The 12,718-nt window shown below is 55.4% G+C and carries 13 protein-coding genes; 4 read left to right on the top strand and 9 right to left on the bottom strand.

What is annotated here, in order from left to right; genetic code table 11:
• Position 1: 1 nt before the first annotated feature.
• The 4 genes from QOL67_RS00210 to QOL67_RS00195 all read right to left on the bottom strand — a co-directional run bounded on the left by QOL67_RS00210 (position 2) and on the right by QOL67_RS00195 (position 2,580).
• Positions 2-508, bottom strand: a complete 507-nt coding sequence (locus tag QOL67_RS00210) for a hypothetical protein (protein ID WP_283423935.1) — start codon at positions 506-508, stop codon at positions 2-4.
• 106 nt (positions 509-614) lie between these two features.
• On the bottom strand, positions 615-1,133 hold the full coding sequence (locus tag QOL67_RS00205) for a fasciclin domain-containing protein (protein WP_283423934.1): 519 nt from the start codon (positions 1,131-1,133) through the stop codon (positions 615-617).
• 179 nt (positions 1,134-1,312) lie between these two features.
• Positions 1,313-1,948, bottom strand: a complete 636-nt coding sequence (locus QOL67_RS00200) for a ChrR family anti-sigma-E factor (RefSeq protein WP_283423933.1) — start codon at positions 1,946-1,948, stop codon at positions 1,313-1,315.
• Positions 1,945-2,580 (bottom strand): sigma-70 family RNA polymerase sigma factor, encoded by a 636-nt coding sequence (locus QOL67_RS00195; protein WP_430458922.1) that lies wholly within the window; start codon positions 2,578-2,580, stop codon positions 1,945-1,947. Before QOL67_RS00195 ends, QOL67_RS00200 begins: the two co-directional genes overlap by 4 nt.
• 872 nt (positions 2,581-3,452) lie before the next feature.
• Here QOL67_RS00195 and QOL67_RS00190 point away from each other — a divergent pair.
• The gene (locus QOL67_RS00190) at positions 3,453-3,734 is read left to right on the top strand and encodes a hypothetical protein (RefSeq protein WP_346770591.1); all 282 of its coding nucleotides are present in this window, start codon (positions 3,453-3,455) and stop codon (positions 3,732-3,734) included.
• An 88-nt stretch (positions 3,735-3,822) separates the two neighbouring features.
• Here QOL67_RS00190 and iolG read toward each other — a convergent pair whose 3' ends face one another.
• From iolG to iolD, 5 genes are read right to left on the bottom strand one after another with little or no spacing between them, the layout of a single operon-like run.
• Positions 3,823-4,812 (bottom strand): inositol 2-dehydrogenase, encoded by a 990-nt coding sequence (gene iolG, locus QOL67_RS00185; RefSeq protein WP_283423932.1) that lies wholly within the window; start codon positions 4,810-4,812, stop codon positions 3,823-3,825.
• Entirely contained in the window at positions 4,813-5,643 is an 831-nt protein-coding gene (locus tag QOL67_RS00180; protein ID WP_283423931.1) for a class II fructose-bisphosphate aldolase, read from the bottom strand.
• Positions 5,640-6,497, bottom strand: a complete 858-nt coding sequence (locus QOL67_RS00175; protein WP_283423930.1) for a 5-deoxy-glucuronate isomerase — start codon at positions 6,495-6,497, stop codon at positions 5,640-5,642. The genes QOL67_RS00180 and QOL67_RS00175 overlap by 4 nt, the downstream gene beginning before the upstream one ends.
• 12 nt (positions 6,498-6,509) lie before the next feature.
• Positions 6,510-7,484: a PfkB family carbohydrate kinase gene (locus tag QOL67_RS00170; RefSeq protein WP_283423929.1), complete on the bottom strand. Its 975-nt coding sequence runs from the start codon at positions 7,482-7,484 to the stop codon at positions 6,510-6,512.
• Positions 7,484-9,352, bottom strand: coding sequence for a 3D-(3,5/4)-trihydroxycyclohexane-1,2-dione acylhydrolase (decyclizing) (iolD, locus tag QOL67_RS00165; protein WP_283423928.1), 1,869 nt, complete (start codon positions 9,350-9,352; stop codon positions 7,484-7,486). The genes QOL67_RS00170 and iolD overlap by 1 nt, the downstream gene beginning before the upstream one ends.
• Before the next feature lie 132 nt (positions 9,353-9,484).
• Here iolD and QOL67_RS00160 point away from each other — a divergent pair, with 132 nt between their 5' ends.
• The 3 genes from QOL67_RS00160 to QOL67_RS00150 all read left to right on the top strand — a co-directional run bounded on the left by QOL67_RS00160 (position 9,485) and on the right by QOL67_RS00150 (position 12,714).
• Positions 9,485-10,588 (top strand): Gfo/Idh/MocA family protein, encoded by a 1,104-nt coding sequence (locus QOL67_RS00160; protein WP_283423927.1) that lies wholly within the window; start codon positions 9,485-9,487, stop codon positions 10,586-10,588.
• Between the two features lie 16 nt (positions 10,589-10,604).
• Entirely contained in the window at positions 10,605-11,498 is an 894-nt protein-coding gene (locus QOL67_RS00155) for a TIM barrel protein (protein ID WP_283423926.1), read from the top strand.
• Between the two features lie 82 nt (positions 11,499-11,580).
• A complete protein-coding gene (locus tag QOL67_RS00150; RefSeq protein WP_283423925.1) occupies positions 11,581-12,714 on the top strand; it encodes a Gfo/Idh/MocA family protein in 1,134 nt (377 codons plus the stop codon).
• The last annotated feature ends 4 nt before the right edge of the window (positions 12,715-12,718 follow it).

Raw genomic sequence — 12,718 nt, 5'->3', positions numbered from 1 at the left:
CCTAGATATAGGGGTCGTAAGACCACTGAAGCAAAGCTTGGCGCTGCCGTGGCCTGCAAAACACATCCCCAGGGTAGCAATTGGCCCTAACCTGTCCTGCGTGTCGTGCAAATGCCTTCCACCGGCCAATTTGAATTCGGTCAATCTCAGTCAGTCGGCGTCCCAGATAGTACCGACAATACCATTGAAACCACCCGCGAGGATCCGGCCCGTAAATCCAGCCTTTCTCGCGCCAAACATCCAACGGCTGACGGCTTTTGATGGCAAAATAGTTCAAGCTCACATCCGGCTGATCGCTGATTTTGGCGTCAGAGAACCAAGAGTCCGGAAACTCATTGGTACAGTCGGAAAGGTATTTCCCCTCAAAAACGCCAAGTTTTAGCATCTCTTCTGGCGTGTAGTGTGGGCGAAAATCCGGAGCAAAGCCTTCTCCGGTCTGCGCGGTCAGTTCATAGCTGTAGTCCGTCTGCATTTTGTCAGACACAAATATTCTCTGGAGGAGTGCCATGATCAATTTTTCTCCGGTTCGGTCGTTGCCTAATGCACTTTGGCCGGTGATTCCGCAGGATCACCGGCTGAGTGCTTTTACACGAAATTTTTGTCGTGTCCGTCGATCAGTGGCAGTCTGGGCGTGTGCCGGGCAGAAGCACCTTATCGACAACATGGATGACCCCGTTGTCCGCCTCAATATTCGCAATCACGACATTAGCCATTGCACCGGTGCCGTCTGCGATCATCACACCGTCTGAGCCAGAGGTGATGCAAAGCCGTTCGCTTGCGAGTAGTGGCTTAAAGTAGTTGGAGCCAGCCGGGATCATGTCAGCCGTCAGTTTGCGATCGTCCACATGGTACAGAAGCACATCGGTCAATTGCTGTTTGTTTTCTGGTTTGAGCAACGTGTCTACCGTCCCGGCAGGCAGCGCATCAAAGGCTTCATTGACCGGGGCATACACCGTGAACGGACCGGGGCCGGACAATGTCTCGGCCAAACCGGCAGCAGTCACAGCCGCCACCAAAGTTGAGAAACGGTCGTCGCCAGCGGCGATGTCGACGATCGTGTTTGCGGGAGCAGCAGAAGCTGCCGATACGCTCAGTACAGCAGCGGCAATGGTTGTCTTTAGCTTGTGTGTCATTGGAGTTACTCCTTGTCGGTGTGCGAGTGTTGCACATTTTTAATGTGGGTTCGTACAAGGAGTACGCCGCCCAGTCGTTGCTGGATCTCCACCTCACGATTGTGTGATTTAAGAAATTGAAATAAAAAAGAAACCACCGGATTTCCGATGGTTTCAGGAGTGGTGATTTTGCTATGAAATCAGATGCGAAACAGTGGCTGCAATAACCTCGGAACAAGCGCATTGAAGCGCAGTCTTGCATCGGTGGCAGCCAGGCAAATACAGGCCGCACCTGGATCTGCGACAGGCGTGTGCTCTACGGTTTCATCGGCGATTTCCAGATCTCCAACGCCAAACCGACCAGTTTCATCGCTAAAGCTGCCTTGGAGGACAAGTGTCATTTCCAGCCCATTGTGGCTGTGATCCGGCACCGCTTGTCCCGGTGGAATATAAAGCAAGCGAACCGACCCATGAGCGTCAGCTGACAAAATATCTTGCCGCACTCCCATTCCCAGTTTTTTCCAACGTGGTGCATGTCGCTGCATCACCTCCATAACCGGGCCAGGAAAGATTCCATTCCGTTCGTAAACCGGTTCAGGCGTATATGGCGCATCAAGTTGCGCCAGAATGCTGTCCTTTAAACTGGCCGACACCGCCACAGCTTTGGTGTCTTCCAAAATCACACCACCAACAGCCTGATGCGCCTCAAGCGCCCCGCGGCAATGTGCGCATAGGGAAACATGGCTGGCCACGGCCACTGCAAAAGCCTGTGGCAGGCTTCCTGCTGCATAGGATGCCAAAATGGCGTCTGGCACGTGATGGGTTATGGCACTCATTGTGTGAGGTCCTTTAGTTCATGTCGCAACCGCTGTAATCCGAGCCGGATTCGCGATTTGATTGTTCCGAGTGGCAGGCCGGTTTGCATGCTGATTTCTTGATGTGTCAGCTCGCCCAAGTATGCTTTCTCTATCACCTCGCGCTGCTCTGGTTTGAGGGCGGCAAGAGCTTGTTTCAACTGCGTTGTCTCCTGCTCCAAACCAAGGATTTGACTGGCGTCAGGCTCAAGCTCCGGTTCTTCTTTTAACGCCTCCGGCATGGGGCGGTTTTCTTTGCGTGCGATGTCAATCCGGCGGTTGCGCGCTATCTGGTAAATCCAAGCGGATACTTGAGCGCGATGAGGGTCAAACATGTCGGCTTTTCGCCAAATTGTCAGCATCACATCTTGGACGATCTCCTCCGCTTGTTGTGGGCTTGCACCACCACGTATGAGGAAGCCTTTCAGGCGCGGCGCAAAATGGTCAAACAACGCAGCAAATGCCCCGCGATCGCGGGTATCACGCACTGCGAGCATCCAAATGGTTTCGTCAGAGTAGTCATTTTTGGTTTGAGACACGGGTTCTCTTTCGCGCCGAGGCGTCACTTTATTGCTTTTCGCGAGGTTCGGGCGATCTATGGTCTGTGTCAACATATCTTATCTACGCAGACGACTAAGCAGCGGATCACTTTTTCAAGTCCCAACTAGCCTGCAATTGAAGCGACCAGAATCTCTCTTTGAATGGCCGCTTTCAATCCTCTGTTGGGTTTTAGTTCAGTTGCAGAGAGTGACCGTTTTCCGCCCAATGTCTATTCAGGTATGTCTGCTTTGGGCTGAAAGCGGTCATACAATACCAAGGCCACAACCGACTGTAACGGTTCGATAGCCCTTGATTCCGTGAAAAAGTTGGGGGCGGCACTCAGCGACGGCCCGGAAAGATGGAGGCAACATCGAGTGAGATAGACTTTAGTGGATCGCCTTATTTGGACAAGCGGGCATTTGCACTCGCACCAGAGGAAAATTCAGGCTTGGGGGTACCAAATGGGGTACCAGTGCTTATGTTTGATAATTTTTTCCTTTTATTTACAAGATCTTAAATCTTCTTTTAAATTCCGCCCCTGGCACCATTTAAACTCTCTGAAAACAGCAGGCCGTTTCAACAGGCGTTTTCTCGCTCTTGTGTGGTTGTGCTTAGGGTCGCTGCCTTTCCGGCGTTGCTTGGTGGGTGGCCGTATCCTTGCGTATATACTTTGCGCGAGAGATGTATTTCTGTGTTGTTGCAACATAAATGCTAGCGTCTATATGGATCTCGTGGGCGTGCGACCCCAAAGTGGAATTGTAGGGTTAAGTCACTGAAATTTAGGGATAATAATTGAAAGCAAATCACGAACATGCTATAATGCAGTTATGACTTATCCTCAATTCCCCCGACATTCGGTCTCTATCGAAAGGCGCGACAGCATGCGCGATTGGATATCCATCGGTTTGTGAACCTGCTGCAAGTGTCTTCCGCCTTTGGGCGAGCTATGGAGACAGTTGACCGGGATAAGATGTGCCGATTGGTGTTTCCGCATGCCGTCCGCGCCTACGCAGAGGGATCGCTAACCCAGGCTGAACTCTCCGCAGCCATTGCTGCCACAGCAGAGGGTTATTCGTTCCCGACAAATCTGGATCGTGATCCTCCGTCAAATGGGTTGGCGCCGGAGACACAGGCGGCCTTCTTTAAGCGCGCCATTGAGGAGGGGCTGAACGAAGACCAGTTCTGTGCAAGGCTTACGAAAATGGAAGCTGTGAAACTGGCGTCCTGAGGGACACAGGGCGTCTAGTTTGAAACAGAACGGGGCATCGTGAATATCGCACGATGCCCCGTTTGATTTCTGCGGAGCCCACCGAAAGTCAGGTGAGGTCGACAGGTTTGCCGTTTTTCAGCGATTGATCGGCGGCATCAGCCAGAAGTTGAGCTTGTAAACCGTCTTCAATGCCTGGCGCCGGTGGCGTGTTGTTTTCAACAGCGGCAACAAAATGCGCCATTTCCGCGCGATAGGCTGCTTCATACCGTTCCAAGAAGAAGTGTTGCACCGGTGCCCGAGCGAACCCGGTCTCGGTTGCTATTTCAACCGTTGTTTCGTGCACGTTTTCGGCACGCAACATACCGCGTGATCCGTGCACTTCTATTCGTTGGTCGTACCCATAGCTCGCGCGTCGCGAGTTGGTGATCTGACAGATTTTGCCGCTGGCTGTGGACAGCGTGACAGCGGCGGTGTCCACATCACCCGCATTGCCGATTTCTGGATCCACGAGTGCCGATCCGATCGCGTAGACGCGAACGGGGTTCTCTCCAAGAAGGAAACGGGCCATGTCTAAGTCGTGGATCATCATATCGCGGAAAATACCGCCGGAGCTTTTGATGTAGTTGACTGGGGGCGGGGAGGGGTCGCGGGACTGAATGGTGATGATTTCTGTGTCGCCAATTTGGCCCTGTTGCAGTCTGGCCTGCAAGTCAGCGAAGTTTGGGTCAAAACGTCTGTTGAACGCGGTTAAGAAGGGTACACCGGCGTTTTCGACAACAGCTTTGCAGTCGCGGATTCTGTCCGAGGATAAGTCGACGGGTTTTTCACAGAAGATTGCTTTGCCCGCTTTGGCCACAGCGTGGATGAGGTCGTAGTGGGTGTCGGTTGGGGTGCCGATGACAACCGCGTCGACGTCGGCGCTGTTGATAAGTTCCATGGCATCCATGACCTTGGCGTTTGCACGGTTGGCCAGGTCCTGAGCTGGAGCAGGGAAAGCGTCGGCCACCGCCGAAACGGTTGCCCCCTCAATCTGTGCGATGGATCGGGCATGTACTTGGCCGATCCGGCCACATCCCAAAAGTCCGATACGTGTCATCTATGCCCCCTTGAAGCTGCGCAAAACTTGGCGGGTTTTGGCCACTAATGGATCGTGGGTTTCTTTTAGGATCTGCACGCGATCAAAGCGTAGGGGATCTGAATTCACTGCTGTGCGCATGGCGTCGCCAAAGGCCATGCGCAGTTCTGTTCCAATGTTGAATTTGCAGATCTTGGAGCCGCGCGCCAACTCTTGCCGTTGTGCCACCGGCACACCGGAGCCGCCATGGATCACCAAAGGCACTTCGGTCAACGCTTCAATGGCATTGATGCGATCTACGTCCAATCCGCCTTCTTTGTCTTGCTGCAAATGCACGTTACCGACTGAAATCGCCATGGCGTCAACGCCGGTGTCCCGTGCAAATTGTGCAGCTTCCTCTGGATCGGTACCCGCAGAGCCTTCGCCGCCTGAGTAACCGACAAAGCCGATTTCCCCCTCGCAGGATACACCCGCCGCATGGGCCATTTCAACAATCGCGGAGGTATCGTTGATGTTTTGCGACAAAGGCGTGCGCGACCCGTCAAACATCACCGACGTAAAGCCGCTTTCGACCGCAATACGGCATTCCTCAGCGGTGTAGCCGTGGTCGAGATGTGCGACGACAGGTACAGAGGCATTTTCGGCGAGATGTGAGAACATCTTGCCCAAAACGGGCAAGGGGGTGTGTTCCCGACAGGAGGGGCCTGCCTGCAAGATCACGGGCACGTTTTCCGCTTCTGCCGCCGCCACGTAAGCGCGCATGTCTTCCCAGCCTAAAGTGACCAATCCGGCCACTGCATAACCATCCTTCAGCGCGGGCTGTAGGGCTTCTTTCAATGTCACCAGTGTCATTTGAATTTCGCAACCATATCCATAATGCCAGGGATCGTGTGCAGCTGTTCCTCATGGGTGGGCTGAAAGTACTGCTTGAGGCTGCGTTGGCTCAAACCTCCGAGGATGGTGAAGTAATACATCTGATAGCCGGGCAGCACGGCGCAGGGGTGGTACCCTTTGTCGAGCATGATCGTTGAGCCATCCATGATGTGATAGGCATCGCCCGGTTTGTTGTCCTCGCGTTGCAGCATTTGAACGCCAGAGCCATAGTTTGGCTTGAAGCGGAAGTTGTAGGTTTCGTCGTGGCGGGTTTCGATCATCTCACCGTCTGCAGCCTGACGGTCGGTGTCATGTTTGTGAGATGGGAAACCAGACCAGCCGCCTTCGCCAACCGTGAACAGCTCGCTGACCAAAAGGCGCCCAACTTTGTCATGGTGATTTGCGCCGAGGATGTGCTTGATCTTGCGGTGGGTTTTGGTGTCGTCAGAGCCGTATTGCACCAGATCAAGGTCTGGCACGCGGACGTCAAACGGTTCCAGAACCTTGTCGTATTTGGCGCCTGCAATGAAAGTCTCGGTTGCGTCGGTTTTGCATGTGATGCGCACCTTCGCACCCACCGGTACATAGACCCCTTCAGGGTCGCCGTCCCAGACATCTTCTGTCCGCTTGCCCAAGTCCGGGTAGACTGCGCCCTCCACATCTACGTCCACAGTGCCGGTGGCCGGCACAACGCAGGTTTCGTAGCCGGGTACAGCGTATTCAAACACTTCGCCACGCTTGAGCTTCACGATATTGAAGTAATTCAATGGCACCAAGTCATGGTTCGCATCTACGATGGGTTTGTTTTGATTGTCATGGGGCGCAATATGCATTGGGCTCTCCTTTTAAAATGTTGGTCCGGAGTGCGAGGACAAAAAGGCCTCAAGCTCGGTGGTTGTGGGCATGGCGTTGGCGCAGCCGGGTTTTGACACCACAATTGAGGCGCAGGCGGACCCGCGCAGCACTGCGTCACGCAAGCTGTGACCGGTGGCAATGGAGGCGAGCAGGCCAGCCATAAAGCTGTCGCCTGCCCCGTTGGGTTTTATGGCGGTGGCGGGAAAGATTCCGGTTCGAATTTCTTCGCCGCCAGCCAATGTGATGGCGCCTTCGTGACCCATTTTGTAGATCACCAGTTTGCCGTCGGCGGCCAGTTCCCGCGCCTTATCAAGGCCTTTCTCAATGCCGCCAGCCATGAAGCCAAACTCTTCATCATTGCCAACAATCAGGTCGCTGGCATCACCAGCGCGCAAGAGCACATCGGAGGCAACCTCTGCGGATGGCCAGCTGTAGGGGCGGTAATCAATGTCAAAGATTACTGGCAAACCAGCAGCTTTCGCGTTTTCAAAGGCTCGGAAGGTCGCGGAGCGAGACGGTTCCGCGGCAAATACGGTTCCTGCGGTAATGAGCGCGGTGAACGCGCCATAATCCACTGCGTCCATGTCCGCGTTTGTGACCTCAAAATCCGCCGCGCCGTTGCGGTAGATCACGTTTTGGAAATCCTCGATGCAGCTTTCATAAACTGCCAAAGACGTCCGAGCCTCGCCGCCAACAGAGCGGACGTAGCGAGTGTCCACGCCGTAGTCTTGCAGGCGGTTGATGCAAAACCGTCCTACCGCGTCGTCAGACACAGACGTAACGAGGGAGGCTGTCGATCCAAGCTTAACAAGACCGGCGCAGATGTTTGCTGAGGACCCGCCAAGGTCAGCTCGGAAGATGGTTGCATCCTCGCTTTTTACTCCAATTGGATCTGCAAACATGTCCATGCCCGCGCGGCCAAAGACGGCGAAGCGATTGCCTTTGATGGCTTCAATCAAGTTCATCACACGCCCCGACGTTGTTTGACGCGGCTGGATTCCCAGTCAACATGCGCTTTGCGCACCGTGTCGTCTTCGGTGATGTGCGGGGTGCCAACTTCCCACCAGGCATGGCCTTGGGTGGTCCAGCCTTCGTAAGGGTCGACATCCATGACTATGACGTAAGTTTTTTCGCTGGCTTTGGCGCGTTTGAAAGCTTCGGCCAACTCGGCCGGATTGGCCACCTTTTCGGCCGTTGCGCCCATGGAGGCGGCATGGGCCGTGAAGTCGACGCCAAAGGCCTCTGGAATGGTCGGGCAGTCTTCGAGCAGGTTGTTGAAGCTCTCGTTGCCGGTGTTGTTTTGCAACTTGTTGATCACGGCAAAGCCGCCGTTGTCCAATACAAGCACAATCATCTTTTTCTGGCTCAGGACGGAAGAATAGATGTCTGAGTTGAGCATCATGTAAGAGCCGTCACCGCAGAAGGTGATGGTATCTTGCTCCGGTTCCCGTTCTGCTTGGGCAATGCGGGCACCCCAGGCACCGGCGATCTCATACCCCATGCAGGAGAAGCCAAATTCCACATCCACGGTGCCGATATCCAGCGTGCGCCAATTGGCGGTGACTTCTGCTGGCAGGCCGCCTGCTGCGGCGACGACGCGATCGCGTGGATCGCAGAGGTCGTTCACCACGCCGATGGCCTGCGCGTAGGAATTTGGGCGATCGTCGAGCGACACGTTGTCAGTCACATAAGCGTCCCATTTTTTGCGTTCCGCCAGAGCAATGCCAACCCATGGCGGGGGGGTGTTCATGTCGAGTACGCTGTCCAGCGCGGCTAGCGACAGTTTGGCGTCGCCAACCACGGGTAAGGACATGTGCTTGCCTGCGTCATGGCGGGCGGCGTTGACCGAGATGAATTGTGCGTCTTGGTCAAAGGCGGTCCAGCTGCCGGTGGTGAAATCTTGTAGCCTGGTGCCAACCGCAAGGATCACATCCGCCTTCTCAGCGATGGCATTGGCGCTGTCTGAGCCGGTGACACCAATTGGCCCAATATTCAGGGGGTGGGTTGCGAGCATGTTGGCGCGTCCAGCGATGGTCTCGACCACGGGAATGCTGTGCTTTTCGGCAAATTCAGTGAGCTCGGAGGCTGCCTGCGAATACTGCACGCCGCCGCCAGCAATGATCATTGGACGTTTGGCTGTTGCCAACAGTGCCGCGGCGTCGGCGATTTCGGCCGCGTCCGGAGATTGACGACGGATGCGGTGCAGCTTCTTCTCAAAGAACTTTTCGGGATAGTCGTAAGTCCACCCTTGCACGTCCTGCGGCAGGCCAAGGAAGGCTGGGCCACAATCGGCAGGGTCCAACATGGTTGCGAGCGCGTTTGGCAGGGACTGGATCACTTGTGCCGGATGCGAAATACGATCCCAGTAGCGCACGACGGGTTTGAAAGCGTCATTCACCCCGAAGGTTGGATCGTTGTAGTGCTCCATCTGCTGCAGCACTGGATCTGGTAAGCGTGTGAGGAAGGTGTCTCCGCAGAGCAATAGCATGGGTAGACGGTTTGCATGCGCCAATCCGGCAGCTGTCAGAAGGTTTGCTGTGCCCGGTCCAGCGGATGCGGTGCAGAACATGAAGCGTTGGCGCAGCCATTGCTTGGAGTATCCCGCAGCCGCGAATCCCATGCTTTGTTCGTTTTGGCCGCGATACAGTGGCAGCTCTTCCCGCACGCCATTCAAGGCCTCTCCCAAGCAGGTCACGTTGCCATGGCCAAAGATGCCAAAGCCGCCGCCGCAGACGCGCAATTCCTGCCCGTCAATTTCTATGAACTGATTGGAAAGCCAGCGAATTATTGCCTGAGCTGTGGTGAGGCGAATGGTGTTGTTGTTTGTCGTCATCTTTGCGCGACCCTTCTGGAGCACTGTGCGGAAATTGTAGTGTCCGAACGAATGCGGCTTGCGAGTTTTCGAATCTCAAGATACAAGTTTTGCAACCGGTTGCAAATTGAATTTCAAAATGGAGACTGCGCAGTGACCCAGATCGGTATCGGCATTTGTGGCGGCGGCTATATGGGCAAGGCTCATGCGGTCGCGATGGCCTCTGTGGGGGCGGTGTTCAACACGGCCCTGAGGCCGCGGTTGGAAATGGTATGCGCGTCTACTCCTGAAAGCGCGCAGCGGTATCAGGAGGCGTATGGGTTTGAGCGTTCAACAGGCGACTGGCGTGCGTTGGTATCTGACCCAAAAGTTGATGCTGTTGTGATTGCTTCGCCGCAAGAAACCCATCGGGACATTGCGGAGGCCGCCTTCGCGCTCGGAAAACCTGTGCTGTGTGAAAAGCCGTTAGGCGCGTCTATGACTGACGGCGCCGCGATGGTTGCTGCGGCGGAAGCTGCTGGTGTGCCCAATATGGTGGGGTTCAACTACGTGCGAACGCCAGCAACACAGTTTGCACGCGACTTGATCGCACGTGGCGAGATTGGCGATGTGACCTGGTTTCGTGGGGAGCACACCGAGGATTTCTATGCAGACCCTGATACACCCGCCAGTTGGCGCACGCAGGGAGTGGCCAATGGAACCATGGGGGATCTGGCGCCGCATATGGTCAATTGCGCACTGGCGCTGATGGGCCCGATTTCCAAAGTACTGGGTGAGGTTGAGACTGTGCATGCGGAGCGGCCCGGTGGTTTAGTGACCAACGATGACCATGCGCAGATGATGTGCCGGTTTGAGAGCGGCGCAATGGGGCATATGTATTTCTCGCGCATCGCGACAGGCCGGAAGATGGGCTATGCCTATGAAATCACCGGGACAAAAGGTGCGATCCGGTTTGATCAGGAAGATCAGAATGCGCTTTGGCTCTATCGTATGGAAGGTCCGGAAGCGACGCGGGGATTTGTGAAAATCCTAACGGGGCCGGCGCATCCTGACTATGAACCGTTTTGCCAAGGGCCGGGGCATGGCACAGGCTATCAGGATCAGATCATCATCGAGGCGCGGGATTTTCTGCGTGCGATTGAAACGGGGAAGGCGGTGTTCCCGACCTTCCGTGACGGACATGAGGTGAATCGTGTGATTGCAGCGGCTTTGGCCAGCAATGACGCGAAAACCTGGAAAAATATCAACAGCTTCTGACTTTGGAGTGAGCGAAATGAGTATTCGGATTAGCAATGCGCCTTGTTCTTGGGGTGTGGAATTTGCGGAGGACGACCGCAATCCAACCTGGAAAACCGTTTTGAAACAATGTGCTGCGGCTGGATATAAGGGCATCGAGCTCGGGCCAGTGGGGTTCATGCCAGAGGATCCCGCGGTGCTGGGAGAGGCTTTGGCGGCGCATGATCTGGAGCTGATCGGCGGAGTGGTCTTTCGGGCCTATCACGATCCCGATGCGTTTGACGACGTGTTGGATGCGACGCATCGCACCGCCAAGGCACTGAAGGCACATGGTGCGCAACATCTTGTTTTAATTGACTCAATATCTCCGCGTCGGGCGCCGACGGCTGGGCGTGCTGGCGAGGCTGTGCAGATGGATAAAGCCGAATGGCTGGCCTATCGGGATCGGATTGCGGAGACCGCGCGCATCGGGAGCGAGGAGTATGGCCTAACCGTTGGTATTCACGCGCATGCGGCTGGCTTCATGGATTTTGAACCGGAGCTGGAGCGTTTGTTGAACGAGGTGGATGAAAGCATCTTGAAGATCTGCTTTGACACTGGGCACCACAGCTATGCGGGCTTTGATCCGGTGGCCTTCATGAAGAAGCACGTCGACCGTATTTCATACATGCACTTCAAGGACATAGATCCGAGGGTAAAGGCTGACGTCATCGCAAAGCGTACGGGGTTCTATGACGCTTGTGGGCAGGGGATTTTCTGCAATTTGGGTGAGGGGGATGTGGACTTCCCCGCTGTGCGGCAAGTCTTGTTGGATGCAGATTTCCAGGGCTGGTGCACGGTGGAGCAGGATTGCGATCCGCTTCTGGATCCGGATCCGGTGGGCGACGCGCGCAAGAACCGCGAGTATCTTGAGTCCATCGGATTCAGCTAAATCTGAACGTCGGTATGACGTCTGTATCACAACTGTATTGCGGAGGTGCTGAATTGCAGGCACCTGAGGAGGAATGAGAGCCATGACCAAACTGAAATGGGGCATGATTGGTGGCGGCGAAGGCAGCCAGATTGGGCCGGCGCACCGGCTGGGGGCGTTGGCCGATGGCCGGTTTGAAATGGCCGCTGGCGCCTTGGATCATCGTCCAGACGTGGGCAAGGAATATGCGCAACGCCTGGGTATCGCGGAGGATCGCGCCTATGGCGATTGGCAGGAGATGCTGGCGGGTGAGAAGGTTCGCGCGGATCGTGTTGACCTCGTGACAGTGGCAACGCCTAACTCGACCCACTTCGAAATTACCAAGGCGTTCCTGGAAGGTGGCTTCAACGTGCTTTGTGAAAAGCCGATGACCATGACCGTTGAGGAAGGGGAGGAGATCGTCAAGGTCGCTGCGAAAAGCGATAAGATCTGCGCGGTGAACTATTGCTATTCGGCCTATCCGATGGTGCGCCAAGCCCGCGCTATGGTACGGGCCGGTGAGATTGGCAAAGTCCGTTTGGTGGTCACAAATTTTAGTCACGGGCATCACGGAGATGCCACGGATGCAGATAATCCGCGCGTGCGCTGGCGCTATGATCCTGCGATGGCCGGTGTGTCCGGGCAGTTTGCGGATTGTGGTATCCATGCGATGCACATGGCGGGGTTCATTGCGGATGATGAGGTCAAAAGCCTGTCCGCAGATTTTGCCTCCACCATTGCCAGTCGTGAGTTGGAAGATGATGCGATGGTCAACTTCCGTATGAGTGGTGGCGCGGTCGGGCGGCTTTGGACATCTTCCGTGGCGATTGGGCGGCAGCATGGTTTTGACATTCAGGTTTTTGGCGAGACTGGTGGTCTGCGCTGGGCATCGGAGCAGCCAAACCAGTTGATCTACACGCCAGTAGGTGGACGCACGCAGATCATTGAGAAGGGTGAGGGCGGCTTGCATGAGGACGCGCAGCGTTTGAGTCGTGTCGCGATTGCGCACCCCGAAGGGTTTCCGCTGGCGGTGGCCAATATCTATTGCGATCTGGCGGATGCCATTTCTGGCGAGCTGCGTGACGGTTTGCCAAATGCAGTTGACGGTGTGCGCTCAATGGCAGCGGTCTATAACGCAGTGGCTTCTGCGAAAGAGGGGGGCATGTGGATGGATGCCCGTCCACCGATGTTTCGCTAGCGGA

Source organism: Shimia sagamensis (assembly GCF_900182745.1).
Classification (GTDB): domain Bacteria; phylum Pseudomonadota; class Alphaproteobacteria; order Rhodobacterales; family Rhodobacteraceae; genus Shimia; species Shimia sagamensis.
This window is presented reverse-complemented; position numbering and strand designations above follow the sequence as displayed.